A 25,873-nucleotide genomic window follows, 5' to 3' on the forward strand; every position below is an offset into this window, starting at 1 on the left:
GACACAAAGTCAATATGCGACAGTTGTAGTATGACTGCCATGACTCGGCCCGTACGCCTGATGGAACGACGCAGGGAGGATGCGCGTGCGGAGATCGTGGCCATCGCGCTCAAGCTTTTCGTCCGCGACGGCTTCGAGGCGACGACGGTCGAGGCGATCGCCGGGTCGGCCGGCTGCGCCACGCGCACGTTCTATCGGTACTTCGGTTCCAAAGAGGACGTCATGTTTCACGATCTGCCCGACGTGATCGCCGGCCTTGGAGACGTTCTCGACGCCAGGCTCGCCGCCGGGGTTGCCGAGTGGTCGGCGGTCAGCGAAACACTGATCGAGTTCATCGGGAGATTCGATGCCTCGGATGCGCACACTGCGATTCAAAGAATGGAGCTCTGGTTGCACGAGCCGGCTCTGCGGGCGCGTTACCTGCAGTACGTCGCGCAGACCGAAGACGTTGTCGTGGAAGCGCTATGCCGGCACCGGGGCACATCGGCCGACGAGGACGATGTCGCCAAGTTGATGGCGGTGGCCGCGGTCGGGGCCTACCGAGTCACCGTCAGCACTCACCGGGCTCGGGCGCAACGCAAGCTCGGCGACCATCTTCGGGAAGCGCTGACCGCCCTGGGTGCAGGCCTGGAAGATATCGGCTAGCGGCGTTACGAAGTCGGGGCGTCCTTGAGGATCTCGACGCGGCCGGAGGTGCCGTCCACCCGCACCCGCATGCCGTCACGCAGCGTGGTGGTCCCGTTGCGGGTGCCCGCCACGCAGGGCAGCCCCAACTCCCGGCACACGATGGCCGCGTGACTCATCGCGCTACCCACGTCGGTAACCACGGCCTCGGCGAGCGGGAACAACGAAGCCCAGCTGGGATCGGTTGCCCGGCAAACTAATACGGTTCCCTCGTCGATATCCGCGTCGTCGAGATCACGGACGACTCGCACGATTCCCTCGGCGATGCCTGCACTCACCCCCAGGCCCTCCACCGTGTCGCGCGCGCTCGTTTCCGGCACGGTGTCGGCGGTCGGCGCGGCGATCTCGATATCGGGCACGCCCCGCCAGACATGCGGAAGCACCATGCGGTCGAATAGCGCGTGCTGGGACCGGCGCACCCCGATGATCTCGGGCCAGCTGCCGCGGTCATTGCGGGCGATTTCGTCGATTGTCAGGAACCGCACGTCTGCGGGATCGTCGAGCACTCTTGCGTCGGCCAGGTCGCGGCCGATAATGCGTGACGCCGCCCGAGCGACGTCCACCGTCCGCAGCATGGTGGCGCGGCCGGTCTCGCGCCACGTCGGCGCATGCGCGGCGAATCGGACGACAGCCCGAGCCGGAATCGACCGGATGGGCCCGAGAGCCTGTTCCAAACGCCGGACGGCCGCCGCGTGTTCGCGGCGCCGCCGCCGCACCAGCTGATCCACATCCTCGGCCGCCTGGCGCGAACGGTAAGTGGCGGCCAGCTCGACAACCGGGCCCGAATCCTCGCGCCATACCGTCGATTCCACCAATCCCTCGCGCGGCCCGTGATATCCGTGGCGGCGCAGAAAATCCTCGACGGTAATCGACTCCGCCGACAACCGCCATAGGTCGCGGACCAGATCGAACTCGTCGGTTCCCTCGTCGCTCTTGATGAGCTCGTGCTGTAAGCCCTCGAGCCCGGCCTTGATCGCCATCGTCTCGACGCGACCCATCACGCCCTGGCATGCCATGGACAGCACCATGTGGATGACCAGAATCGCCTCGAACCGGCGACGCGCCTCAACCAACACGTGCACCGCCGAATCGCCGGTCAGCCGTTCGGGTTCGAAGACCGTCGCCTGCCACCACCGTGCGATCTCTTCGGCGCACGGCTCAAGGTCGCGCATCGCGCGGCGCAGCGCGACCGGAAACTTCGCGATGACAAAGGGATAACGGCGCATCTTGCGCAGGCCCTTGGGCTCAGGGTCACCGCCACCCTGCACCGACCCGAAGAGCTGAGCCTCCATCAGCGCGGCCGAGCCACCCGGCACCCGTGCGGCCATCCGGCCCATCAGGTCGAGGTTGGCAATGGCGTGACCGTACGCAACAGAGAGAAAGCGTGCATCGACGTCCTCGGGAATGGGTCGCTCCGAATTCGGCAGCACACCCAGATCCACCCAGCAACCGCGCATCGTGGCCTCGGTCGGCGGGAAGTACATGGACCACGTCAGCGGGGTGACCGTGCCCGGCAGGCCCTCATCGACATTGGCTGTGGTCCAGCGCAACTTGGCCCCGGGACAATGGACCGGACTGGCCGCCAAGTCGTCGGCCGTGAGGTCGGTGGCGGGCTGTGACTGGCGCGGCACCACTACCGCTCCGCGATCGAGGAATCAGCGGCCAAGGCGCTGACCATGACGACGATATAACCGGACAGCCACACGCGATCGATTGTAATCGCGATTAAATTCAGCCAAGCGCCGGCCGCCTCGACCCCGCAGACACGAGGCAGCGAGCACTCGCCTAATCCTTGGGTCCGCCCTGCTTGATCAGTCGGCAGATCTCCGCCGAGGCCTCGATGGTGGCCTCGGGCTCAACCGGGACCAAAATGGGCCCAAAGTCGGCGATCAAATTGATCGTCGAGCCGGCTTCGACGAAAGGCCTTATCTCCTTTGCGATATCGTCTGGCGTGCCGTAGAAGAACGTCTTGCGCACCATCTCGGGCGTCACCCGGTCGGTGACCGCCTTCAGCTCGTCGAACGTCATCGAGTTGGGCTTCATGTGGAAGGCATAGTGCCAGTCGAGCGGCATCACCGGTTCGATTCCCTCGGGCTCCCAGTCGCGTTGGTTGATCCGTCCGCCGGTTGCCGCGTACCACTTCACCAATGGGTTGTCCACGTATTGTTCGAAATCGTCCTTGCCCTTGGTGATGAAGGCGATGTGGTGCAGTGCGAAATGGAAGGTGTCGTCGGCGCGACCCAAGTCCTTCAGAGTCTGCCGGTGCCCTCGCACCAAGTCCCGATAGCGCACCGGGTCGGCGTAGACAAAAGGTGCCCCGGTGCCGAAGCCGTCGGCGTGCTTCAACGCCATCTCCGTCAAACGCGGCCCGCCACCCATCGCGATGACCTCGGGCCGACGATCCTTGCCGGCGTTGCCAATAAACGCGTCCTTGAGCTTGAAGATCTCGCCGTCGAAATCCACGGGCTCGCGCGCGGTCCACAACAGCCGCAACACCTGCAGGGTCTCGTTGAGCCGCTTGAGACCCAGGGAGCGCTTGCGGCCGAACGGACCGATGTTGCGCATTTCGCCGGCACCCAGGGACAGCAATGCGGAGCCCGCGGTCGACGAGGCCAAAGTCAGCATGGTTTGCGCCAATTCGGGCGCATCGCGCCTTAGCGCGTCGGTGCAGATTGCGAAGCCCAACTGGTCGACGGCGCTGAGCGCAAACGCCATCGTGGCGAACGGATCCTGCAGGGAATCGATATCGGGGAACTCCGCGGCCAGCGGCGTGTTGTCGGGCGTGAACAACTTATTCGGCCACCAGCTCGTCAGTTGATCCCAGATCACGGCGTAGTCGATCTGCCCGGTGGCCTGCAATGCCGCCGCGTACGGCCCCGCAACCTTGGGGTCAAGATGCCGGGACGCCCAGATACCGATCCCGGCTCGTATCTCGCTCATGACTGCTCCCGCCTGCGACATCGTCCGAAGTTACAAAAATAGCTCTTTGTAAGTACGTATCTCAGAAAACGTACTTGCATACTTTCGGTGATGTCAACAGTTACCCTGCTGCTATGGCGAGCCCCAAGATGTCACCGCCCACCGCGCGCGATGTCGCCCGCGGTCAGGTTCTGGATGCGGCCCGCCGGCGTTTCCTGCGTGACGGATTGCGCGCCAGCACCATGGAGGACATCGCCCGTGCGGCACAGACATCGCGGCAGACGGTCTACAAGTACTTCTCGGGACGGCGTGAACTCATCGAGGCGGCGATCGCCGCGCGCATCGCCGAACTCGCCGATGACATCCTCGCGCATGACTGGTCCAAGATGACGCTCGTCGAGGCGTTCGTAGCCCGCACCGCGGCGGTCGTACAGTCCATCCGCGACGACCCCGAACTCGGCGTGTTGCTCGGCGAAGGATCGCCATTGACCCTGCACGAGGCACTGTGGCAACCGTCAGTGCGGCAACGGGGACTCACCGACTGGCGGCCGTGGCTGCGTGAGGCGCGACGTGCCGGGCTGATCCGTGGGGACGTCACCGACGACGATCTCTACGAGTGGATGCAGACCGTGCTGACGTCGGTCATTCTGCGTCCTACTCCCGATCCTCCCTACGAACGAATGCTTCTCGAGACCTTTCTGCTGAGATCGCTGGGCGATCACTGAGCCCGCAGCAGTGAGCGAGCTTGCTCGGTCGGCATGCAAGACCAGTTCTCGCCGCCCGCAGTGATGCCGTCGAACGTCCACTCCATGCCCGCGCACAGCTGGTAGGTGCGGTCGTAGACCGACCAGACCAGCGTGTTCAGGTGGGTCCCACTGGCGTCGAGCGCGCGGCCCCGGTCGTCGACGGCGTGCAACTCCGAGCGCCGGGCACTGAGGTCGGGTCCGCGTTCCACGACGCGGCAGGTTCCGCCGGTGACAAGTCCGCTCTCCCCTTCCCGGCAGTAGTAGCCGAAGGCGACGGAGTCATCGACTCCGAGGACCCGGTCCTCGGCGGGTTGGCGCGCGCTCACCGAAAGAACCGAGAAGTAGTTCCGCTCCGAGGCGCAACACCACATCAGCTCCATCCGTCGCGCGGCGGTCGCGTCGCGCGGACCCCAGGACCGGTCGCGGATCGCCGGATGGTCAACCACGATCGTCTGGCCGCCGACGGTCACCGTGCCCGTCATCCGCCCGTATTGCTGATAGTGGCCGTTGGTGAAGCCGTCCGACTCCGTCGTCCAGCCGTCGAGGCCTTGGTTCTGACCGAACGCATACGGATCGGTGAGTCTGCGCCATTCGAGGTCGAGGTCCAGCGCGCCACGATGGCGAATGCGGAAGTGGCCGAACGGTTCCAGCATCTTCACCGACAGTCCGTTGTCGAGCGTGAAGTCGAACATGTCCGCGCCCGTGGGCAGCGCGAGATGGCGGTTGTAGTCGTAGCCAAGGCAGTTGTACTCGCTGCTGCCGGAGGCATCCCAGACCTTCACTCCCCCGGCGGACAAATTCATGTTCGGCCGGTGGAAGAAGTACACGTAGATCGTGGTCCGCCGCTCCGGCAGAACCACACCGAACCAGCTGCTCTCGTTCCAATGCGGATGGTCGCTGCGGGGATGGAAATGCTCGTCGGCGGCCTCGATTCGAATCGCATGCGTGATCTCGCCCATCACACTCATCCTTTCTCGCTCGTTGCGGCGGCGGTAGCGTGTCGGCCGTTACGGCTTGACGACGATGTCGAGTGCCACCAGGACCACGAAGACCACCAACACGTAACCCTCGAACAACGCCCGCAGCGCGCGGGGGGCGACGCGCACATCCATGAAGTGGAGGCCGATCAGCCGCACCTTGAACAGCGCGATACCCACGATGATCACGGCGCCGACCGACGCGAATCCCGCACCCTGTTCAATGCCGACCAGAAACGACCCGAAGGTCAACGCCAGCAACAACACCCACACCAGGGTCACCCGACGCGCAGCGGTCTTGGAGGTCATTGGGTCACCTCACCAGATAGAACAATGCGAACAGGACCACCCACAGCAGGTCGACCATGTGCCAGAAGATTCCGCCGGTCTCGCACAGCCGGGCCTGCTTGGCGGAGAACTCCGGCTGCCGGACGACAACGATCAGCCGGCTCAGGACGGCGATGCCGATGATCACGTGCAGCAGGTGAATGCCGGTGAACATGAAGTAGTAGGAGAAGTACTCGCCGCTTCCCACACCCTTGTGCGCGGCGAACAGTTGGGTCCATTCGATGGCCTTCACGCCGATAAACCCGGCTCCGCAACCCAACGCGCCCGCGAACAGCCGCCACACGCCGTCTCGCCGTCCGCCGAGGACCCGCTGGACCCCGAGCACCACCAACAACGAACTCGACAGCAGCAGAACGGTATTGAAGGTACCCAGCGCGACATGCAACGAGCCGTGGTCGCGCGCGAACAACGCAGGGTTCTTGGCTCGGGAGTACATGAACGTCGCGAAGAACAACGCGAACACCGTCATGTCGCCGAGGACGAAGACCCAAATCCCTTCTTCGCCAGGTATTTTCCGGGGTGAATCCGCGGCAGCTTCCGCGCGCGATTGTCGCAGCAAGATCATCGCTGCAATTGGCTCCGCAGCGGCGCTTCCTCAGGTACCGCAGAATCGACGGTATCGCCCGCGGCGCTCACCCACAGCTGCCACGCCATGACCAGGAACCAGCTTCCGAATACCACCGCCGCCAGCCAGAACGCCAGCAGGCCATTCCACGCGAACACACCGTTCTTGAACAGCACCGCCAAACCGCCGGCCAGGAAAATGAACCCACACCACATGTTGAAGTAGCCCAACCAGCGGGGCCAAACCTCATGTTTGGCACCGAGGATCGCGAAACCGATGGCCAACGCCTGGATCACGGCGGGCGGCCAGTTCATGATGAACGGGAGCCATCCGAGGTCGTTGAGCGCCTGAGTGATCTGTGGATCGCGCTCAGGACGGTAGGACGCCGCGGCGAATGCGAAGAGCGGCATCAGGATGGCGACCACCGACAGGCCGGCCCCGATCAGTTCGGTGTAGGCAAGCGCGGAATACCGTCCGCCCCCCATCTGCCTGATCCGGATCGCGATCAGCGCACCGAACGGCGCCTGTAGACCGCAAGCGGCCAGCATCAGGACAAGCCCGAGCCGTTTCAGGCCGGTATTCGTCGACCAGAATTGGGCTACCGCACTGGCATCGCGCATCGGGGAGATCGGCGGCAGCAGGCCGATCATGAGCATGGCCGGGAACAACAGCAGCACAAACAGCACGCCGCTCAGCGCCATCGTCTTCTGAATACCTTGTGTCATAACAGAATTCCCCTAGCTCCGGAGGCTCAATTGAACGATCCCCCACTAACCCGTGCATCGTGGGCCGTCCAGGTGATCCGAACGGCCCACGGCTGCAACGGCTTAAACCGAGGCTTTGTGGCGGCGAGATTTAGCGCTTGGCCCGTCGGCGAAGACAACGGTCGGGCCGACCATCAAGGCCTGAGTCGGATCTTCGGGGTTGGTGGCGATTCCGTCGCCGGATTTGACGCCGCCTTCCTCACACATCTTCTGCCACATCGCCATCCGCGTCGAGCGCTTCGGCGTCAGCTTTCCGTAGGCGAAGATCCGCCACAGCGTCCAGTTCGGCGCCGGCAGCGACTCAGGCCGCCCGACGAGCTTGTGCAGGACCAACATCCAGCCGACCATCATCGCCATCATGATGGTGGTGGCCACCCAGCGCGCCGCGACCGGCAGCGTCGAGTTGTGCGCGAGCAGGTGGATCCAGCCGATCCCGAAGTAGTTCATCATCATGCCGGTCGGCGCAACCAGTAGCAGCCACAGCTTGTGCGCCCCCTTCAGGCGCGGCACCGCGAAGGCCAGCATCGCGCCGATGGTGACGAACGAGCCGCCGTTGATGAAGCCCCACCAGTACGGGAAGTGCAGGAACGAGTACGGCTGCACGCCGTAGTACTCGTAGGTCCGCAGGTTGATGCCGATCGTCTCCATCAGCGCATCGGTGAAGATGCCCAGTCCCAGCAGCATGACGAAGTGCTTGGCATGTGCGCCGTTGCGGATGACGAAGTAGCAGAAGTAGGACTCGAGGCCGAGGAACGCCACGTAGCACAGCGGGATCAGCGCGGGCACGGTGATGCCGAAGTTCGTGAAGGCCGGCACCAGGTTCTTGGCCCAGTGCAAGTGGCCCAGCATATCGAGCATGGGCTCACACTGGCTGCACAGCAGACCGCTGAACAGGACCAGCACCGGGATGTAGTTCTTGCTCTGCACCGCCGCCCTGATCGCCCATGGCAGCGCGAAGATGACGGCGGCGGCGCCGGCCACGAAAAAGAAGGTGATCTGAGCCGGGGCGCTGGCGATGAAATCGCCGGGGCTCGGCTTGATGTTCGGCGGCCAGCCCTCCTCACCCACCAGCGGCCACCAGCTACTACTACTCAGCATCAAACTCATCGAATTCGGACCTTTCTGGCTAGCAATGTCTTGCACCGCTGCTGAAGTGCGTTTCCCCCGCCAGTAGCGACCGGCAAACCCCCCTCGGCAGCTGTGTACCAGCTCACACTAACACGGTGTTCAGACAACGTGTATACCTGCGATCAAAAACGCTTACATTCTTCTTGTGGGACACGATCAGATGGGTAGATCGCCGGTAAGGTTTCGGCGATGACCGGATCGACGCGACGAGCGGTCGGTCGACGACGAGTGGCGGACACCGACAAATCCGCTGCGGAAAGCATCTTGGCGGCCACCGCACGCCTGCTGACTCGGCAATCTTTCAACGACATCAGCGTCGCCCAGATTCTCACCGAAGCGCAGGTCTCGAGAGCTACGTTCTATTTTTATTTCGCCTCGAAGTTCTCGGTGCTCAGTGGCCTGCTCGAGCAGGCAATGAACGACATCTTCGAGACCGTGCAGCCGTTTTTGGCCCGCTCCCCCGAAGACTCCCCGACCGTCGCCCTGCAGCGCAGCATTCGAGCCGTCACGCACGCCTGGCATCGCCACCGTTCGGTGTTACAGGCGGCCAATCACCATTGGCACTCCGAACCGGAATTGCGCGAATTGTGGCTGGCGATCACCGAGCGCTTCATCGCCGCCGGCGCTGTCGAGATTGACCGCGAACGCGCCGCGGGCTTCATCACGTCGGAGGTTCCCAGCAGAACGCTCGCCGCGACCCTGTTCTGGGCCACCGAACGGGTTCTCCACATCGCCGGACTGGGCGTTGAACCGAACCTCGCCGACGAGGAGGCTGCCGTCGACGTGCTGGTCACCATGTGGCGAGGCACCCTGTACGCGCCAAGCTGAACGCCGGTGCATGTTTGGGCTTCCTCACCGAGATTGTCCCGACAGGCTCAAGCATCTCGGCGACGACGTGCCCTAAGCGGTGAGCGCCGCCTCCGGAACCGAGGACTGCCGACAATCCCGGCGTGCCTCGGCGATCACCAAATACGCCGTGACGCAGATCCAGATGAAGAAGATCGCCACGCCGATGCCCCAGACGACGATCCCATTCCACGCCAACGGTCCCTCTTTGAAGAACACCACGAGTCCAGCGGGAAAGACGCCGAGAACGGCGAAGAAGTTGAGGTAGGCGTACCAGCGCGGGAATACCGGCATCGGGTTGCGATCCTGGAGCACGATCGCACCGATGATCGCGTTTTGAATCAGCACAGTGGTCGTGGTGCCGATGAACGTCAGCCACGCGACATCGTTGAACGCCTGGGTCACAACGGGATCGCGCTCCGGCCGATAGGCCACACCCTGCCAGAGCATCAGCGGCAGGATGATCTCGAGCACGGTGCAGGCCGCCGCGGCGAGCTGTGCGTAGACCAGGGTCCGCGGCGCGCCCTCAATGCGGCGCATCTGCGCGGAGATCACCGCGTAAAACGGTGCGAGCAAACCTGTTCCGAGCATCGCGATAAACAACCCGAGTCGCTTGGCCACTGTGTCGTGGGCGAACCACGCGGCGATCTCCGGCGCGCTCAGCGACGGCGCCGGCGGCCAGATGAAGTGACCGATCGGCAGCAGGCCGAGGAAGAACAACAGCGTCATCACCGGGCCGCACCAAGCACACACCACTTGGTTGCGATACGTCACAGCGCTACTCCGTTGCGCTCCTTGGCCAGACGGGTGATCTCTGCGCGCAGCTGACGCACCTCTTCGGCGAGATCTCGTCCAACCGACGATGATGGTGGATCGGCGCCCTGCGCAGCGATGGCTTTCAGCATGAGCACCGACATGGTGATCATCCAGATCGCGAACACCGTCAACGGCAGATACCAGGTGAACAAGCCGTTCCACGCGAACGGCCCATCCTTGAAGAAGACGGCGATCGTTCCGGGCGTGAACAGCACCGCCACCCAGTAATTCAGATAGCCGGCCCAACGGGGAAATACTGGGCTGGGCCGTCCCTCGCGGGTGTCGAGGAAGATCGCGGTGCCGATCGCGACGGTTTGCAGCATTGGCGTCGAAGTGATGCAGACGAACAGGAACCATGCGGTGTCGTTCATCGCGAGCAGGACCTCGGGGTCCCGCACGCGGTAGGTCATCGACTGCCAGATGATCAGCGAGAAGATGAACTCCAGCACGAACAGGGCCCCGACGGCCAAATTGGTGTAGGCGAGCGCGCCCACGCGGCCGCGCATTCTCAACATGAGGACGGTGATTGCCGCGCTCCAGGATGCGAGCAACGCCGAAGCGAATAGTGAGACGATCATGCCGATTCGGATCCGCACGGCGTTGTCGGTGAACAGCTGCCCGAGCTGCTCGCCGCTGAGTTTGGGGGCCGGCGGCGGGATGAATCCCGCGATCACCCAGAACCCGACGAGAAAGATTGCAATGCAGGCGAACCCGCTCCAGGCGCAGAGCCGCTGGGCCGTTGTGTTCATTCGGTGACCTCTCCGTTGAGGTGGGTTATCTCGGCGCCCGCTTGATCAGCTGCACGGTACCGGCGACGCCGTCGACCCGTACCAGGTCGCCATCGCGCAGCACGCGAGTTCCGTTGCGGGTGTTGACGACACAGGGCAGCCCAAGCTCGCGGGCCACGACCGCGGCGTGGCTGAGCACGCTGCCGATATCGACGACCAGGGCCGATGACACGAACATGATGGATGCCCAGCTGGGATCGGTGGTCGGCGCGACGAGGATCTCGCCGGGCTCAACCTCGATCACCGCCGGATCGTGCACCACCCTGACGGGACCTTCGACCACACCGCTTCCGGCCGCTATCCCGGTGAGCAGGATGTCGTCGTCGGAACTGTTGTCCGTCTCCGGAATTGCCGTCGGTTCTGGGGTGCCGCGCCACCACGACGGCAGCTCCAGACGCTGATATTCGGCCCGCCGCTCGCGACGGCGGCCGACGAGGTCTCGCATGACACCCTCGTCAAAGGGTAGGCCTTCGACGATTTCATCGACGGTGAGGTAGAACACGTCGCCGGCATCGGCCAGGACACCGGTCATCGCGAGGTGTTCGCCGACGCGACGTGCGGCGGCTCGCGCGACGTCGAGTGCCTGAAGAAACGATGCCTTGCCTACCCCGCGCAGTGGGATGGTCCGCGCCGCGTGGTTGAGCAACAGCCGAACCGCGGGGCGCGCGGGCGCCGGTAGCGCCGCCAGCAGGTCGGCCTGCATTGCCGGTAAGCGTTCCCGGGATGCACGCTCTCGAGCCAGTGGGCCGGCACTCTCGTCGGTCGCGGCGTAGCGTTCGATCACCGCCGCCAGCGGTGAGGGGTCCTCACGCCACACTCGGCTGGAGATCTCGCCCTCCAGCGGCCCGTGGAATCCATGATTGGCGATCACCTGTTCAAGGGTCAACGCGCCGCGCGATGCTTTCCAAATGTCGTCAATCATCGCCATTTCCGCGCCGCCGGTCCCGGACAGGACTCCCACGTCGCCGACGCCGGTCCGCTTCACCAATGTGGTCAGCGCATTGATCAGCGGCGTGATCGCCGCGAATAGCGCGATGCCGTGCGCGGTCATCGTCTCGGAGAATCGGCGTGTCGCGCCGTCGAAGATGGCGACGGCTCCGGCCAGGTCGCAGCCGGCCAGTCTCGGGATCTCGGTGCGCCACCAGGCATCGATCTGCGGCGCCAACCGCCGGACCGTGCGCGGCATCGCCAGTGCGGCGTGGGGCAGCCGATGGGCGATGACGGGATAACGCCGCATCGTCGGGGCAAAGGTCATGCTCGGCGGGGCCTCGCCGAGCATACCGGCGATCGCGACTTCGCCTGTGGTGCCGGGCATCCGGTCTCCGACGACGGCGAGCCACTCCGACCGCATCGCAATCCGGCCGAAGAATGTCGTGATGATCCGGTCGGGCCCAGGGGGCGGCTGCTTGCGCTCGGCGGCGTCGAATACGCCGATCGCATAGGAGAGGTCCCGGCACATCCGGTCACCGATGTCCGACCAGATCGTCCAGCCCAGCGGCGTTGCGACGCCCGGCAATGCCTCGCCGACATTCACGGTGGACCAATGAGTTTCGTCGCGCCCCGGCTGGTGCAGCGGATCCCAGGCATCTGTCACGCGTGCCTCACCTCAGCCTGAGTGATCGCTCGGTGTGGCCGTAGCCGATCTCACCGTCCCACTCGAACCGCGAGAGATTCTCGAAGTTCGCGGTCGCGGTGACAGCCGGGTCGTAGCCGATGCAGATATCGTTGGGACCGTCGAATCCGTTGGGGAACGGGTGCAGAATTTCCGCGGCGATCCGATGCTCGCCGAGCTCGAGCACATAGGGATCGGCATGCTGGGAGCGGTCGCTGAGCACCGGAGAGTTGTGCAGGTCGACCGCGTTGATCGTGCCGTTGTTTTGGATAACGGCACGAGTCAGATACTGGCCGTCGACCACCAAGTGAAGCAGGATGAAACCGCGACCGCTGGGAAAGTTCGCCCAGGACCAGATATGGCTGGAGAAGATCGTGAAATCCCTTGCACCGCTGGTGTGGTCACGCAGACCCTGACCGTCGAACGGAATGCACTGCCCGCCAACGGTGATCGTGCCCTTGGCACCGACCAGCTGCTCGTAGTGCAGTTTGCCCCATTTGTGGGCATCCTCCACCTCACCCCAGTCCCAGACCCCGCCGTAGCAGTCCAACGTCAGGTCGAATCCCACCCGTTCGTGCCGCTGATCGGCAACCATGCCGTGATACAGCCGGTCCACCGTGGTCCGGATCGAGGCGCCGTCGCGGCTCATCCGCCACCGCCGAAACGGCTCGACGCATTCGAAAGCCATGGTCGCGCCACCAGGTCCACGGGATGTCTCGCTGCGACCGTATCCCTTGTTGACCAGTCGCTCGCCGCTGGGCAGGTAGACGATCGAAAGCTCGCGCCACAGTGTCGAATCGAACGGTGCACGGCCGAGATGCGTCCACAACCCCACCTGGCTGGCCGGGTCGTAGGCGACGAAGCAATAGTTCTCGGTCCACAGCGGGATGTTGTCGGGGTAGCTCTGCGCGGGGAACTCTCGCTCCGGCTCGAGGCCTTGCGGCACTGTTAGCGAGGCGCTCATGCGCGCGCCTCGCTCGAATCCCACGCCAGCACCAGCTGCTCGGGGCCACGGAATAGCAGCGCGTCGCGTTCCCATTCGAGTTTCTCGATGCGCAGCCCGCGCAATCGGGTGAGTAGCGCCTCGACGCCGATGCCGATCACCGCGCGCGCCATGTGTTGTCCCGGACACTTGTGCGGGCCGTGCCCGAAGGCCAGGTGATCCGACGGGACATCCCGCTTGACATCGAACGACTCGGCGTGCGGGCACCAGCTTTCGTCGTGGTTGGCCGCCGACAGGTACACCATGATGGGCGTATCGGCCGGGATGTGGTGACCGCCGAGTTCGATATCCTCGGTCAGCAGCCGGTGCGTCCCATGCACGGTGCCAATGTGACGCAGGATCTCCTGAACCGCGTTGGGCAGCAACGACATATCCGATTGGAGTGCGGCCAGCTGGTCCGGGTGGCGCAACAGTGTCGCCATCGCGTTGCAGATGGACAGTGCGCTGGTGTCGTGACCGCCGACATAGATGCTCCACAGGTTGGCGATCAATTCGTCCTCGGTCAGCGTGCCGTCATCGGTGTCGGAAATCATGCTGTTGACCAAATCGTCTTCGGGTTCGGCCCGGCGCTTGGCGACTAGTCCACGAAAGTAGTTGTCCAGCGCGATCATTGAGTCGTTGGCGACTTTCAACTGCTTGGCATCCAGCGGCAGCATCTGGATGCCGAGTTTGAATCCGTGCATCCACTCGTGGATTCTTGCCTCGTCCTCATGCGGGACGTGCAGCAGCTGGCTGATCGCCGACAGCGGGAGGGGAGAGCCGTAGGCGGCCATCAGCTCGACCTGCCCTGGCCCACCGCTCGGGTCGACGAAGGCATCGATCAGTTCGTGGGCACGATCGATGATCGCCGGTCTCAGGCTGTCGACCAGACCCGGGCGGAAATTGCGCTGGAATGTCCTGCGCACCCGGGTATGGTCCTCCCCCGCCTTCATCAAGACGCTGTCGGCCATGATGGTGAAATAGGGTTCGTTGACCACACCGTCGCCGTGACGCATCCGCTGGAACTGCTCCCAGCGCAGATCACCGTCCCTGCGCGCCAACACTTCCCAGGCTGGGTCGTGCGCGGTGACAATGAATGAGCCGAGCGCCTCAGCGTGGAACACCGGGTCGATCGCGCGCAATCGAGCCAAGATCGGGAACGGGTCGACGGCGAGTTCGGGATCCAGCGGATTGAACACATATTGGTCGCCTTGTGTGGTCATCGGTTCCTCCAGGCCTCGATCAGCTTGGCGTTTTGCGCGGGTGTGCTTCCGTAGGTGGCGATCTCGTCGGCACCGGCGTCCCGGAACCGCTGTAGCGACGTGACACACTCGTCCACCGAACCGATCGCGCAGGTATCGATCATGTACTGATCGGGTATGAGCTTCGCGGGCTCGAGCAGCTGGTGGCGATGGAACAACCGGTCGGCCACCTTCTCGTTGGCGGCCAGCTGCCGGTGCGCGCGCAGCTTGTGAATCACTTCCGGGTCCCAACCGTTCTCTTCGACCAGCGTCTCGCCGTAGCCGGGGTATTGCAGATAGCCCACCGCACGGCCGTGCGCCAACGAGCGTGTCTCGGTGTCGTCGAGTCCTGGCGCGGTGATGACCGCCTGACAGATTCGAATCTCCCTGGTATCCCTGCCGATTCGTTCGCATGCCACCTTGATGCGGTTGACGGCATTAGCCGTGGCCTGCGGGGTCAGCACCGGCGGCAGCAGCACACCATCGAACGACGATGCCAGTAGTTCAGCACCTTTGGCTCGAGCGAACGTGCCGAACCACACCGGCGGGGGCGGCCCGGGCACGATCTCGGAGAACGCCAACGCCGGGAACCGCCCGACGGGGCCGTCGTAGTCGACGGTCTCGCCGCGCCACAACCTGCGCAGAATGTCGACGTAGTCGGCCATCTCGCAGTATGTCGGCATCTTCAGGCCCATGTCGTTCCAGATGGCATCGGTGCCGCGGCCCAGTCCCAGCGTGAAGCGCGGGCCGTAGCACGCCTGCATCGTTGCCGCGAACGCCGCCATCAACCAGGGCTGACGCGTCGGCGGGCACACCATCCCGGTGCCCACCTCGATGCGCGACGTCAGCGCCGCGGCGCCCGACAAGATGACATCGGCCTGCTTGATATCCCACCGTTCCGACAGGAAAACCGCCCGAAACCCCAGCCGCTCGGCCTCGACGGCGTCCTGGATTCCCTGCGCGGGCGTCCGTACATCGGACTCGTAGTCGACGTCGCCCTGCACCGCGCCCACCGCACCCGAAATCACGTAGGCGCTCAGGTCGTCGACGACTTCGCCCGGCACACTGTCGCTCTTGGCCATATCCACCTCGACAACCCGATAGCGAACCACGCTGCACCCGCGGCAGCGGAGACTGCGATCCTGACTCAGGTCTGTACCGTAGAATCATTTCTTACACTTGTAAAGGGAAAGTCGATGACCTCAGACGCGCGTCGCCGTCGTGGCCCGAAGCCAACGCTTAGTCGCGAGATGGTGATCGAGGCCGCTCTCGACCTGGTAGACAGCGAGGGACTGTCGGCCTTGAACCTGCGCAAGCTCGCCGCGCGGATGGGGATCAGCGCGATGACCCCCTACCACTACTTCGACGACAAGGCCGATCTGCTCGCGGCGATGGTGGGCCACGCATTGGCGCCACTTGCCAGCGATCTCGATCCAAACCTGGCCTGGGACAAACAAATTGATGCTGCCATGCATGATTTCCACGACACTTTGACGCGGCACCCCGGCGTGGTCGAGCTGATCATCGCCGAGGCCGACACGGTGCGGCTCGACGACTTCCGGCAGGCGCTCATCACAACGCTGCGAAAGGCCGGCCTCTCGCGTGCCCACAGCGCGGACGTGTTGCGCTCGCTGACCAGCTACATCCTCGGATACACCCTGCTGGACCGGATGCGGCCCGAACAGCCCGGCCGCACTGACCCTCCGGCCTCTTTCGATATGGGCCTGGAAATGATGATGCGTTCGCTGCGCGAGGACGTCAGCGCGCGCCTGCGGTCGGGTAAATCTCGACCGGGTTGAACTCAGAACAGACCCACGCTCGCAGGAAAGCGCTTGCACACCTTACAGATATGCGAGTTCGACCGATTCATCGCCGCGCCGACAGCTGCAGCGCGGGCACGTGATCCGTCACCGGGGCCGGACGCCGCACGTTGTCGGTGCCGCGCGGATGGACAACTTGCGGCCACCAGAACCAGCGGCCCAGCAAGGTGGCGAGCGAAGGCATCAGCAAGGTACGCACGATCAGCGTGTCCAGCAGCAGACCCAAAGCGATGGTGGCACCCATTTGGGCAACGATGCGATCGTCGCTGCCGAGCATCGCCGCCATCGTGAACGCGAACACCAGGCCGGCCGAGGTAACCACCGAACCCGTGCCGGCCATCGCCCGGATGGTTCCCGTCTTGAGCCCGGCGTGGATCTCATGCCTGATTCGGTGGACCAACAGCAGGTTGTAATCGGAGCCGACGGCTAACAGAACGATGACCGAGAAGAGCATCACCGAGAAATGCAGCCTGATGCCGAACAGATCTTGCCAAATGAGCACAGACAGACCAATCGACGCCGCGATCGAGCTGGCCGCGGTTCCGACGATGACCATCGCGGCCACCAGGCTTCGCGTCAGTACGAGCATGATCATGAAGATCAGGGTCAGCGAGGCCACCGACGTGATCATCAGGTCGTAGATGTTGCCGTCGTACATGTCCTTGTAGGTGGCGGCCGTACCACCGAGATACACCTTTGCGTTGGCCAACGAGGACTGCTTGAGGCCCTCCTGAGCTGCGGTCCGCTCCGCGTCGACCCGCGAAATACCTTCCGGGGTAGCCGGATCGCCCGCATGGTTGATGAAGAATCGGGCGGACTTGCCGTCGGGCGACAGGAACATCCTCAGGCCCCGCCGGAATTCCGCGTTGTCAAAGGCCTCGGGGGGCAGATAGAAGAAATCGTCGTTTTTCGCGGCGTCAAAGCTTTGCCCCATCACGATGCCCGTGTTGCTCATCGCCTCCATCTGGTTGAGCATCGCTTGAAAGGTGCTGTGCGCCGCCAGGGTAAGCTCCCGCGTGGTTTTCATGCTAGCCAGCATCGGCGGCAACAGCTCGGCCGTTTCGTGAGTGAGCGCGTCGGTGCGCTTGATGTCCTTTGCCAGCTCATGCAGCTTCTCAGTGAGCTGATCAACCCCGTCCAAGCCCTCGAATATCGATCGGGTGGACCAGCAGATCGGGATGTCGAAGCAGTGCTTCTCCCAATGCAGGTAGTTGCGGATCGGTCGCCACGTATCTTCGAAATCCGCTATGTGATCCCGCAATTCATCGGTGATAGCCGTCGTATCCTCGGTGTCACGCGCGGTATCGTGCGTCGTGCCGGCCAGCCGCTTGGTGATGTCATACAAACGCTGCATGTAGTCGATCGCGACCTGCTGCTCGTCGGCCATCTTCAGGATGTCGGCCATTCGTTCTTTCAAGAACGACATGTTCTGCATGGTCGTCTGGCTTTGCATGCTGTTGAGAAACGGTATCGAGCTGTGCTCAATCGGGATACCCAGCGGGCGGGTGATGTCTTGCACCATCACAATGCCCGGCACGCGAAGGACATTCTTGGCCACCCTGTCCAGCACCAGCATGTCGGCGGGGTTGCGCATGTCATGGTCGGCCTCGACCATCAGCAGATCGGGATTCAGCCGGCCCTCCGAAAAGTGCCGCTGTGCGGCCGCGTACCCGAGATTGCCCGGCGCGCTGTCCGGCAGGTAGTAGCGCTCGCTGTACAGCGTCTTATATCCGGGCAGTGCGATCATGCCGATCAGAACGGCCACCGTACTGGCGACCAGGATCGGCCCGGGCCAGCGCACCACGCCTGTGCCGACCCGTCGCCACAGTCGACCCTGACGCACCTTCTTGGGTTCCAGCAGACCGAATCGGCCGGCCACGACGAGAACCGCCGGGCCCAGGGTCAGCGCGGCGGCGACGACGACGAGCATGCCGATCGCGACCGGAATCCCCATCGTGGTGAACCACGGCAGCCGGGTAAAGGTAAGGCAATATGCCGCCCCGGCAATCGTCAGACCGGAACCCAGCACCACGGGACTAACGCCGTGAAAGGTGGTGTAATAAGCGGTCTCTCGACCCTCGCCTGCCGCGCGCGCCTCGCGATAGCGTCCGATCAGGAATATCCCGTAGTCGGTTCCGGCAGCGATGGCCAACATCGTCAGAAGTGCGGTGGCGAAGACCGCGAGCTCGATGAACCCATAGTTGCCCATTACCGCGATGACACCCCGAGAGACCGCCAACTCGATCAGGGTCATGAAGAGCTGAATCAGTGTGGTTCCGATCGAGCGATAGACCAGGAACAACATGATCGCGATCGCGGCAAGGGTGAACGCGGTGATTTTGTTCATGCTTGCGTTACCGATCATGTACTCGTCATAGCTGTGCGCCGTCGAGCCGGTGACGTAAGCCTTCACCCCCGGTGGCGACGGCGTGGAAGCCACGACTTCGCGGACCGCTTCCACGGATTCGTTTGCCAACGTCGTGCCTTGCTCACCGGCCAGATTCAATATCACGTAAGCGCCCTTGGCATCGGCGCTTTGTACTCCCGCCGCCGTTAGCCGATCACTCCAGAAGTCCTGAATATGCTGCACGTGCCGCGGATCTTGGCGGAGCCGATGGATGATGCTGTCGTAATACCGATGCGCCGCCTCGCCCAGTTCCTGTTGGCCTTCCAGGACGATCGTGACCGTACTGTTGGAATCGAATTCCCGGAAGTTGTGGCCCAAGCGCATCATCGCTTTCATCGACGGCGCATCCATCGGCGCCATCGGTGCCGCGTGCCGCTCCCCGACCACTTCCAGCTGCGGCGCGATCATGTTCACGATCACGGTCAGCGCGATCCACCCGATGATGATCGGCACCGCGCACCAACGGATCAGGCGCGGCAGCATAGGCCGCCGGGCATCCATGTTGGTCATACCGGCGTCACCTGGCCGCCGGTCCGAGCTTTGGCACCATCGATGTCCCCTGATCCCGGTCACTGCCCAGTACCCCGGGCTGTCGCGACATCGCCTTGAGCTGTGGGGGCGGACCAACGGATTTAAGCACGGTTAAAAACACGGTGGCTGGTTTTTACCACAGGTTCACCCGCACGGTCTAGAGCTGCGCCAAGCCCCTAGCAAACTCAGATCTTCTTCGGGGCCGGCACGGCCGGCTCGACGATTTCCACTGTCCCAGCGTCGCCATCCACGCGGATCAGCTGGCCGTCGCGGATGCGCCGGCTTCCGACTTCGGTGCCGCACACGCAGGGGATGCCCAGTTCACGGGCCACAATCGGGCCATGACTGAGTAAGCCCCCGTAATCGGTGACCACGGCCCCGGCGACCAGGAATAAGGCGACCCAGCTGGGATCGGTGGTCTCACAGACAAGGATGTCGCCTTCATCCAATTCGGTGGTTGCCGGGTCGTGGACCACCCGCGCTCGGCCGGTCACTACTCCGGGGCTCGCGGCGACGCCCGTCAGGGAAGTCGCGTCCCCGCCGCAAGGAAGGTCGTGCACAGAAATCGTCTGAGGCCGACCCACCCAAGCCTGGGGCAGCCGCCGCGACTGCCGAGCTTCGAATTGCTCACGCCGAACCGCGATCTCGCACAGTTCGTCGCTTCGGCCGGTGCTGAAAAGAGCCTCATAGCTGAGGTGGAAGACGTCATCGATTTGTGCCAAGGACCCCTTCGCGACCAGGTCCGCACCCAGTCGTCGGGTGCAGGCCCGCGCCACGTCGAAGGTCATCAGATAGCCGGCCTTACCCTGCTCACGCAGCGCCAGAAAGCGCGCAGCGGCGCAGATCGTCGTGTCCAACAGGGGCCGCTGCAGCGCGGGCGCGGCCGCCCGTACCCGCGCCTTTGCTTGCTCGCGGGTCGCTAGCTGTTGGGCACTGCGCCGGTGCGGTGCCCGGGGATCGCTAGCGTCGATCGATCGGTAATCCTCCAGCCGCGCCAAGACCGGCGACGGGTCCTCACGCCATGACACGCCGGCCAGCTGTCCCTCATCGCGTCCGTGATACCCATGTCGATCAGTGAAGCCGCGCAACGTAATCCGGTCGTGCGCCAGCGCCCATAGGTCGGCGGCAACCTGATTTTCGACGGTGCCGACGCCGGACAGCACCGCGGTTTCCAGTTCGGCCAGACCGAGCCTGCCCAATATCGCCGATACCCGCTCGGCCAGCCCGGAGCTCACCAACGACACCACAAAATGGAGAATCATGATCTTCTCGAACCGCAGCCGCGCATCCGCGAGCAACGCCAGACATCCGGCTCGGTCAAGCCCGTCGACGCGGGCTAGCGCATCGAGTCGCCACGAGCGCAGTGCGGCGACCATTCGGTTGTGGCTGCGGGGCATGGTGGCAACCAACAGCGGCGCCTTGGCCAGGATCGCCGCGTAGCGACCGCGGGAATTGTTGTCGACGGTGTCGGGCCGCACGTAACCGAACAGTTGCTGTTCAACCGCGGAGGCCGAAGTTCCCGGCATCAACCTCGCTAGGTCGCGAAATTTGTTGATATTCGCCGCGCCTCGGCCGTCAAACAAGGTGAAGGACATATCCTCTGCGCGGTCGGGCATGTATACCTGGCCGGCGCTGTACACCCCGAGGCGGAAAAGCATCTTTCGGAATGCCATCTCCATCGGCTCTTCGATGAAGGTGTAGCCGAAAGTGGTGAACACACCGGGGAGGGCCTCGGCGATGTTGCCCGTGGTCCAGGTCAGCGCGGGATCGATCTCGGGATTGTCTAGTTGCTGCGCAACCACCCGTCGGTTACTCACCGGCGACGCGGTCAGAAGACTCGATGCAGGATGCCCTGCTCGAAAAACCCTGCACCGGTCGCATTTTCGCTGTCGAGCGTCATGAAGTCGTCATATGTCCCAAATGACGGCCCCTCGGAGTCCGTGCCCATCGGCACGAAAAATCCGGCCAGCCTCGAGGAGAACGTGACCAGTCGGGTATCGCCCTCGACATCGCGCAGGCGGGCCAGCCGAAACTGCCCCGCGGCGTTGCGTCCAAAGGTGATATCGGCGATCGTGCGCGATCGGGTTGCATCGATCAGAAATCCGTCGGACCGCAATGTGCCGTCGGCACCGAGAAACTTCATCACGGTGATGAAGGTGTCGCCGAGGACTGCCACCAGACCCGCGTATTCGATCCATTGGGCGGATTCGTCGCGGAAGCCCCAGGTGCGGTCCCGCATGCCGTACGCCTGCACGGTCGACTCGGCCTCGTCAAGTACCAGCGTGCCGGTCAACTCACAGGCCTGCTGGAAATGTTGCAGCGGCTTGCCCGGAACCAGCTCGGGGACTACACCGCCGACCGCGTAATCGGCCGCGACGAACAGCGGAGTGTTGACCAACTCGGCCCGTAACCGTGGGTGCCGCACCGTGATCACGCCGTTGAGCCCGAAATCGATCGACGCGCTGGCGAAGCTGCCCGGTGACAGTTCCTCGATGATCTCCAACACCTTGCCCCGGACGGAGACACTGCACCGAGCGCGCCGCGCACCTGTGCCATTTGGCGACGTCGAAACGTGGAAGCTACCGAACACTTCATTGGCGGTGTCCCAGAATGACAGGTAGGCGTTGTCTTTCCAGACCGGGTCCGCCGGCCCCGCGGCATCGGAGTGGATGGGCTCGGCCAATGGTCCCCACGCGCTGGCGAAATCAGTGACGGTCATCGCCTCATTACCCCTATTCGTCACAAGGTCTCGCCGGGGCGCGACCTGGCCGATCAATACATTTTCTTACTGCCGTTAAAATCTAACATGAATGCGACCGGCCGCAGTACCGTTTTCTGGGTTCGTGGCAGACCCGCGCGGCGGCCTTGCGGCACTTCCTAACTGGGCGCAAGCGCGTCGAGCCTCGCACGCAGTGGGGCCACTACGCGCTCCAGTCGCGCGATCTGCGAATCGCCGCCACCTTCGTCGTCGATCGCACGCAGCAAGAAGACGAAATTCGGCACGAGTCACGACAGGAGGCAACACTCCGGCAGCCACCACACCAGGATTTTGTTCCAGGCGAGGGGACCAGTCTTGAAGAACACCAGGAAGCTGGCGGGTAGAACCGGCCACCACCACCTCAAACGATATCCACCGGGCCCGTCCATTCATGAGGTTCTGAGACACGGCATGCCAAAATATCGCAGGCCGGGCGAACAGGCCGCTCAGATGCCACCACGGGCGACGAGTTGGCCGGCGATCACATTGCGCTGGATTTCGTTGGTGCCCTCGCCCACAATCATCAACGGCGCATCCCGAAAGTAGCGCTCGACGTCGAATTCCGTGGAGTAGCCGTACCCGCCGTGGATCCGCACCGCATCCAGCGCGATCTCCATCGCCACCTCCGACGCGAAGAGCTTGGCCATGCCGGCCTCCATGTCGCAGCGATCACCGCTGTCATAGCGCTCGGCGGCATAGAGGGTCAGTTGCCGGGCGGCGGTCAGCTTCGTCGCCATGTCCGCCAAATAGTTGCCTACCGCTTGATGTTTCCAGATCGGCTTGCCGAAGCTCTCGCGCTGCTGCGCGTAGGCAAGCGCATCCTCGAGCGCGGCGGTCGCCACGCCGAGCGCACGGGAGGCAACCTGGATGCGGCCTGTCTCCAGGCCCTTCATCATCTGCGCAAACCCCTTCCCGCGAGCGCCGCCGAGGATCGCAGATTCGTTGACACGGTAGCCGTCGAAGGACAGCTCGCAGCTCTCCACGCCCTTGTAGCCCAGTTTGGGCAGATCCCGCGAAACCGTCAGTCCCGGACCATGTTCGACCAGAACGATAGAGATGCCACGGTGCTTCGGTGTCGCCTTCGGATCGGTCTTGCAGAGCAGGGCAATCAGTCCCGAGCGGCGTGCGTTGGAGATCCACGTTTTCGTACCGGTAATCACCAGATCCTGACCGTCAGCAACCGCGGTGGTCGCCAGGTTCTGCAGGTCCGAGCCACCACCGGGTTCGGTGAGCGCCATCGTCGCGCGAAGCTCGCCGGAAGCCATCGACGGGAGATAGGCCTTTTTCTGGTCATCCGTCCCGAACAGCGTCAGCAGCTTGGCCACCACCGTGTGCCCACCCATCGCACCGGCCAGGCTCATCCAGCCGCGTGCCAATTCCTGGGTCACCAAGACATAGCAGGGCATCGACACCGGCAGGCCGCCGTACTCCTCGGGGATCGCCAGTCCGTAGATCCCGATCTGCTTCATTTGCTCGATCCACTTTTCGGGATACTCGTTGGCGTGTTCGACATCGCGTACCGTCGGTTTGACGTCGCGATCGATGAAGGCGCGGACCGTCTCGACCAGCAGGGTCTCTTCATCGGTCAACGCAGAGTTCACACCCATCACCTCTCAACCAGAGATTTTATTCTAGATTAAACGTCTGGCCGTGGAGTCGGGCGTTCGGGTGGCTATCCCGCGTGCCCGGCTCTGGCTTCCTCTTCGCGCGTCAGGCCCGAGGCAGCAATGAGTTCCTCATGCAGTTCGAACCACACCGTGTGGTAAGAATCGATGATCGGCCTGGCCAGCCAAGTTGTGTCGCCGGCTTTGACCTTGACCAGGGCCGCGTTCAGTTTCTCGCCGTAGGCACCCAGCCGCGGCAGCAGTGCGGTGACCGCGGCGACGATCGGCGAGACCTGTTGATGCACGTCGCCAAGGCGGTTGAGCACCGCAGTGTCGTACTCGGCGTCATCGTGCGCGTTAGGTTGACCATCTTTGATCTGCCAGTCGGCCACCAGCGCTTTGAATGTGTTGTTGACGGTCCGGAAATCGTCGTACGCCTTGGCTAGAGAGTTCTGGTCAATACCCGAACGCTCCTCTGCCAGTAGGGCATTGAGCCGCTCACGTCCTTCGGGGCTGACGCGAAGCGTCTTGCCCTCAACCAGGAGACCGGCCGCGATAAGTTGGGTCAGCGTCGCCGCTACCGCGGTGGGGTCTTCGCCCAGCGTGCCGACGAGATCCTGTTCGCTCAGCCGGCCCTTGAGCCGGACGGCCTGCAAGACAGTCAACTCAGACATTCGCCAGTCCCTTCCTATCCTCGTTCAGGCGTAGCGCGATCAACATGGTGATCAGTGGATGAGGTGAAATGACGTCCGTGTGACCAGCGGCAAGCGCGGCGGCTACCGCGGCCGGAGACGTGTCGGCAAGGGCCGGGTGGTCGCCACGTGCGTGGGCACGGATCGGACTGACAGTTCGGGCAATCTCGGCGAGCTCGGCCAGGTCGGGTGAGTCCGTTTCGGACCAGGCAGTGCGTTCGAGGATGCCCTCGCGTACTTCGCCTTCGTAACCGTCTACGGTGATCATCTTGCCGGCAAGGGCCGCCACCACACCCGCACCGCAGCCCACCACGGCCGGTCGGCCGATCTCCCGGCTTACCACTGCGGCATGCGATGTCGCTCCACCGGTCTCGGTGACGATACCCCGGGCAGCCAGCATTCCCTGCACGTCATCGGGATTCGTGGCCGCGCGTACCAAGATCACGTCCTCACCTTCTTCGGCGGCATCAACGGCATCATCGACGTCGGCGTACGCCTTACCGGACACCACTCCGGGACACGCCGGCAGGCCCTTAGCCAAAAGTGTTGCTGCAAGCCGGGTTTCCGGCTGCAATGCGGGAGCGATCAAGGTTTCAATATGCGCTGGAGTCACCCTACGCAAGGCTTCCGCATCGTCAACCAGCCCCTCACGTCGCAACTGCAATGCCAGGCGCACCGCGGCCTGAGCTGACCGTTTCGCCGTCCGCGTCTGCAGCAGCCACAGCCTGCCTTCCTCGACGGTGAATTCGATGTCCTGGACATCGGCACCGGCACGCTCGAGCGACCACGCCGCGGTCATGAGCTGCTCGTAGACGCCTGGTTGCTCGGTACGCAAAGCGGCAATGGGTTGGACGTCCACAGTGCCCGATACGACATCCTCTCCCTGGCCATTCGCCAGCCATTCGCCGAACGGTTCGTTGGCTCCGGTGATGGGGTTGCGTGAGAACAACACGCCCGTGCCGGACGCCCGCGACAAGTTACCGAAGACCATGGCCTGCACAATGACTGCGGTACCGGCATCGTCGTCCAGTGCGTGGTGCGCACGATAGCTCATCGCCCGCGGACTGTTCCACGACGCGAAAACCGCCTCGATCGCCCCCCGCAACTGCGCCCAGGGATCCGCGGGCAGCTCAACGGTTTCGTCCCCACCCAACACGATGCGCCGGTACATCGCCGTGAAACGTTCCCGGGTGTCGCGTGCGAATTCCGCCGACCCGCTGGCCGCGAGTGCGTGTTCGACCGCGTCGTTGATGCCCAGATCGAGCACGGTGTCCATCATGCCGGGCATCGATTGCGCCGCACCGCTGCGCACGCTGACCAACAATGGCCGCGGACCGCGCCCGAACGTGCGTGATGTCTCGACCGCGAGCCATCCCATCGCGGCACGCACGTCATCCCAGATGTCGTCGAGACAGCGCCCCGGATCGGCGAAGAACCGTGCACAGACTTCGGTGGTGATGCAAAACGCCGGCGGCACGGGCATCCCCTGCTTGCGCATCGCCGCGATGCCATAACCCTTGTTGCCCAAGATCATACGAGGAAGCAATGCCCCACCGTCCAACTTGACGACCAGGGGGTGTGCTTCACTCGAGATTTTTGACATGAGATTAGATTCTAGCCGACTTGGTGCTTTCGCAGTATTGAT

At 63.7% G+C, this 25,873-nt stretch carries 23 protein-coding genes; 4 read left to right on the forward strand and 19 right to left on the reverse strand.

Annotated features, from left to right (window positions below; genetic code table 11):
• The first annotated feature begins 39 nt into the window (after positions 1-39).
• The gene (locus BN973_RS30075; RefSeq protein ID WP_169718242.1) at positions 40-645 is read left to right on the forward strand and encodes an acyl-CoA-like ligand-binding transcription factor; all 606 of its coding nucleotides are present in this window, start codon (positions 40-42) and stop codon (positions 643-645) included.
• A gap of 5 nt (positions 646-650) precedes the next feature.
• Here BN973_RS30075 and BN973_RS23140 read toward each other — a convergent pair whose 3' ends face one another.
• Both BN973_RS23140 and BN973_RS23145 read right to left on the reverse strand, forming a co-directional pair.
• Positions 651-2,318, reverse strand: a complete 1,668-nt coding sequence (locus BN973_RS23140; protein WP_036471042.1) for a PEP-utilizing enzyme — start codon at positions 2,316-2,318, stop codon at positions 651-653.
• A 151-nt stretch (positions 2,319-2,469) separates the two neighbouring features.
• Positions 2,470-3,624: an LLM class flavin-dependent oxidoreductase gene (locus tag BN973_RS23145; protein ID WP_036471043.1), complete on the reverse strand. Its 1,155-nt coding sequence runs from the start codon at positions 3,622-3,624 to the stop codon at positions 2,470-2,472.
• Positions 3,625-3,737: 113 nt separating this feature from the next.
• Between BN973_RS23145 and BN973_RS23150 the strand changes: the two genes are divergently transcribed.
• Positions 3,738-4,328: a TetR/AcrR family transcriptional regulator gene (locus tag BN973_RS23150; protein ID WP_051641440.1), complete on the forward strand. Its 591-nt coding sequence runs from the start codon at positions 3,738-3,740 to the stop codon at positions 4,326-4,328.
• On the opposite strand, the gene BN973_RS23155 is transcribed toward BN973_RS23150, so the two are convergent.
• The 5 genes from BN973_RS23155 to BN973_RS23175 form a co-directional block, all read right to left on the reverse strand.
• Entirely contained in the window at positions 4,322-5,308 is a 987-nt protein-coding gene (locus BN973_RS23155) for a DUF7065 domain-containing protein (protein ID WP_085200762.1), read from the reverse strand. The two genes, BN973_RS23150 and BN973_RS23155, sit on opposite strands and share 7 nt — an antisense overlap.
• 48 nt (positions 5,309-5,356) lie before the next feature.
• Positions 5,357-5,635 (reverse strand): cytochrome C oxidase subunit IV family protein, encoded by a 279-nt coding sequence (locus BN973_RS23160; protein ID WP_036471045.1) that lies wholly within the window; start codon positions 5,633-5,635, stop codon positions 5,357-5,359.
• A 4-nt stretch (positions 5,636-5,639) separates the two neighbouring features.
• Positions 5,640-6,239 carry a cytochrome c oxidase subunit 3 gene (locus BN973_RS23165; protein WP_051641441.1) on the reverse strand — a complete coding sequence of 200 codons (600 nt, stop codon included), beginning with the start codon at positions 6,237-6,239 and terminating at the stop codon, positions 5,640-5,642.
• Entirely contained in the window at positions 6,236-6,964 is a 729-nt protein-coding gene (locus BN973_RS23170) for a hypothetical protein (RefSeq protein WP_036471046.1), read from the reverse strand. The genes BN973_RS23165 and BN973_RS23170 overlap by 4 nt, the downstream gene beginning before the upstream one ends.
• A gap of 102 nt (positions 6,965-7,066) precedes the next feature.
• Positions 7,067-8,101 (reverse strand): hypothetical protein, encoded by a 1,035-nt coding sequence (locus BN973_RS23175; RefSeq protein WP_407067597.1) that lies wholly within the window; start codon positions 8,099-8,101, stop codon positions 7,067-7,069.
• Between the two features lie 219 nt (positions 8,102-8,320).
• Between BN973_RS23175 and BN973_RS23180 the strand changes: the two genes are divergently transcribed.
• Positions 8,321-8,959, forward strand: a complete 639-nt coding sequence (locus tag BN973_RS23180; RefSeq protein WP_036471048.1) for a TetR/AcrR family transcriptional regulator — start codon at positions 8,321-8,323, stop codon at positions 8,957-8,959.
• Positions 8,960-9,031: 72 nt separating this feature from the next.
• Here the strand turns inward: BN973_RS23180 and BN973_RS23185 are convergent, their stop codons facing one another.
• The 6 genes from BN973_RS23185 to BN973_RS23210 are packed head-to-tail and all read right to left on the reverse strand — an operon-like array spanning position 9,032 to position 15,498.
• Positions 9,032-9,751: a hypothetical protein gene (locus BN973_RS23185; protein ID WP_139830310.1), complete on the reverse strand. Its 720-nt coding sequence runs from the start codon at positions 9,749-9,751 to the stop codon at positions 9,032-9,034.
• Positions 9,748-10,542, reverse strand: a complete 795-nt coding sequence (locus tag BN973_RS30080) for a hypothetical protein (RefSeq protein WP_051641443.1) — start codon at positions 10,540-10,542, stop codon at positions 9,748-9,750. The genes BN973_RS23185 and BN973_RS30080 overlap by 4 nt, the downstream gene beginning before the upstream one ends.
• Positions 10,543-10,567: 25 nt before the next feature.
• On the reverse strand, positions 10,568-12,175 hold the full coding sequence (locus BN973_RS23195; protein WP_051641444.1) for a PEP-utilizing enzyme: 1,608 nt from the start codon (positions 12,173-12,175) through the stop codon (positions 10,568-10,570).
• A gap of 7 nt (positions 12,176-12,182) precedes the next feature.
• On the reverse strand, positions 12,183-13,157 hold the full coding sequence (locus BN973_RS23200; RefSeq protein WP_139830309.1) for a hypothetical protein: 975 nt from the start codon (positions 13,155-13,157) through the stop codon (positions 12,183-12,185).
• On the reverse strand, positions 13,154-14,398 hold the full coding sequence (locus BN973_RS23205) for a cytochrome P450 (protein ID WP_036471050.1): 1,245 nt from the start codon (positions 14,396-14,398) through the stop codon (positions 13,154-13,156). Before BN973_RS23205 ends, BN973_RS23200 begins: the two co-directional genes overlap by 4 nt.
• Entirely contained in the window at positions 14,395-15,498 is a 1,104-nt protein-coding gene (locus BN973_RS23210) for a TIGR03857 family LLM class F420-dependent oxidoreductase (RefSeq protein WP_036471051.1), read from the reverse strand. The genes BN973_RS23205 and BN973_RS23210 overlap by 4 nt, the downstream gene beginning before the upstream one ends.
• A 168-nt stretch (positions 15,499-15,666) precedes the next feature.
• Here BN973_RS23210 and BN973_RS30085 point away from each other — a divergent pair, with 168 nt between their 5' ends.
• Positions 15,667-16,215 (forward strand): TetR/AcrR family transcriptional regulator, encoded by a 549-nt coding sequence (locus BN973_RS30085; RefSeq protein ID WP_051641445.1) that lies wholly within the window; start codon positions 15,667-15,669, stop codon positions 16,213-16,215.
• 67 nt (positions 16,216-16,282) lie between these two features.
• Here the strand turns inward: BN973_RS30085 and BN973_RS23220 are convergent, their stop codons facing one another.
• From BN973_RS23220 to BN973_RS23245, 6 genes are all read right to left on the reverse strand, one after another.
• On the reverse strand, positions 16,283-19,153 hold the full coding sequence (locus BN973_RS23220) for an MMPL/RND family transporter (RefSeq protein ID WP_036471052.1): 2,871 nt from the start codon (positions 19,151-19,153) through the stop codon (positions 16,283-16,285).
• Between the two features lie 206 nt (positions 19,154-19,359).
• Entirely contained in the window at positions 19,360-20,991 is a 1,632-nt protein-coding gene (locus BN973_RS23225) for a PEP-utilizing enzyme (protein ID WP_232232135.1), read from the reverse strand.
• A gap of 11 nt (positions 20,992-21,002) precedes the next feature.
• Positions 21,003-21,893, reverse strand: a complete 891-nt coding sequence (locus tag BN973_RS23230; RefSeq protein WP_036471053.1) for a hypothetical protein — start codon at positions 21,891-21,893, stop codon at positions 21,003-21,005.
• Between the two features lie 485 nt (positions 21,894-22,378).
• Positions 22,379-23,533, reverse strand: coding sequence for an acyl-CoA dehydrogenase family protein (locus BN973_RS23235; protein ID WP_414098257.1), 1,155 nt, complete (start codon positions 23,531-23,533; stop codon positions 22,379-22,381).
• A gap of 71 nt (positions 23,534-23,604) precedes the next feature.
• The gene (locus BN973_RS23240; RefSeq protein WP_036471055.1) at positions 23,605-24,210 is read right to left on the reverse strand and encodes a hypothetical protein; all 606 of its coding nucleotides are present in this window, start codon (positions 24,208-24,210) and stop codon (positions 23,605-23,607) included.
• Positions 24,203-25,831: a pyruvate, phosphate dikinase gene (locus tag BN973_RS23245; protein ID WP_036471056.1), complete on the reverse strand. Its 1,629-nt coding sequence runs from the start codon at positions 25,829-25,831 to the stop codon at positions 24,203-24,205. The genes BN973_RS23240 and BN973_RS23245 overlap by 8 nt, the downstream gene beginning before the upstream one ends.
• Between the last annotated feature and the right edge of the window lie 42 nt (positions 25,832-25,873).

The sequence above is a fragment of the Mycobacterium triplex genome (genome assembly GCF_000689255.1).
Taxonomy (GTDB): Bacteria; Actinomycetota; Actinomycetes; order Mycobacteriales; family Mycobacteriaceae; genus Mycobacterium; species Mycobacterium triplex.

Coding starts and splice junctions, on each gene's coding strand:
- BN973_RS23240 (WP_036471055.1), bottom strand. CDS start 24,210: ATGTCTGAGTTGACTGTCTTGCAGGCCGTCCGGCTCAAGGGCCGGCTG.
- BN973_RS23245 (WP_036471056.1), bottom strand. CDS start 25,831: ATGTCAAAAATCTCGAGTGAAGCACACCCCCTGGTCGTCAAGTTGGAC.
- BN973_RS23210 (WP_036471051.1), bottom strand. CDS start 15,498: ATGGCCAAGAGCGACAGTGTGCCGGGCGAAGTCGTCGACGACCTGAGC.
- BN973_RS23160 (WP_036471045.1), bottom strand. CDS start 5,635: ATGACCTCCAAGACCGCTGCGCGTCGGGTGACCCTGGTGTGGGTGTTG.
- BN973_RS23150 (WP_051641440.1), top strand. CDS start 3,738: ATGGCGAGCCCCAAGATGTCACCGCCCACCGCGCGCGATGTCGCCCGC.
- BN973_RS23155 (WP_085200762.1), bottom strand. CDS start 5,308: ATGGGCGAGATCACGCATGCGATTCGAATCGAGGCCGCCGACGAGCAT.
- BN973_RS23145 (WP_036471043.1), bottom strand. CDS start 3,624: ATGAGCGAGATACGAGCCGGGATCGGTATCTGGGCGTCCCGGCATCTT.
- BN973_RS30075 (WP_169718242.1), top strand. CDS start 40: ATGACTCGGCCCGTACGCCTGATGGAACGACGCAGGGAGGATGCGCGT.
- BN973_RS30080 (WP_051641443.1), bottom strand. CDS start 10,542: ATGAACACAACGGCCCAGCGGCTCTGCGCCTGGAGCGGGTTCGCCTGC.
- BN973_RS23170 (WP_036471046.1), bottom strand. CDS start 6,964: ATGACACAAGGTATTCAGAAGACGATGGCGCTGAGCGGCGTGCTGTTT.
- BN973_RS23220 (WP_036471052.1), bottom strand. CDS start 19,153: ATGACCAACATGGATGCCCGGCGGCCTATGCTGCCGCGCCTGATCCGT.
- BN973_RS23200 (WP_139830309.1), bottom strand. CDS start 13,157: ATGAGCGCCTCGCTAACAGTGCCGCAAGGCCTCGAGCCGGAGCGAGAG.
- BN973_RS23230 (WP_036471053.1), bottom strand. CDS start 21,893: ATGACCGTCACTGATTTCGCCAGCGCGTGGGGACCATTGGCCGAGCCC.
- BN973_RS30085 (WP_051641445.1), top strand. CDS start 15,667: ATGGTGATCGAGGCCGCTCTCGACCTGGTAGACAGCGAGGGACTGTCG.
- BN973_RS23165 (WP_051641441.1), bottom strand. CDS start 6,239: ATGATCTTGCTGCGACAATCGCGCGCGGAAGCTGCCGCGGATTCACCC.
- BN973_RS23180 (WP_036471048.1), top strand. CDS start 8,321: ATGACCGGATCGACGCGACGAGCGGTCGGTCGACGACGAGTGGCGGAC.
- BN973_RS23175 (WP_407067597.1), bottom strand. CDS start 8,101: ATGCTGAGTAGTAGTAGCTGGTGGCCGCTGGTGGGTGAGGAGGGCTGG.
- BN973_RS23205 (WP_036471050.1), bottom strand. CDS start 14,398: ATGACCACACAAGGCGACCAATATGTGTTCAATCCGCTGGATCCCGAA.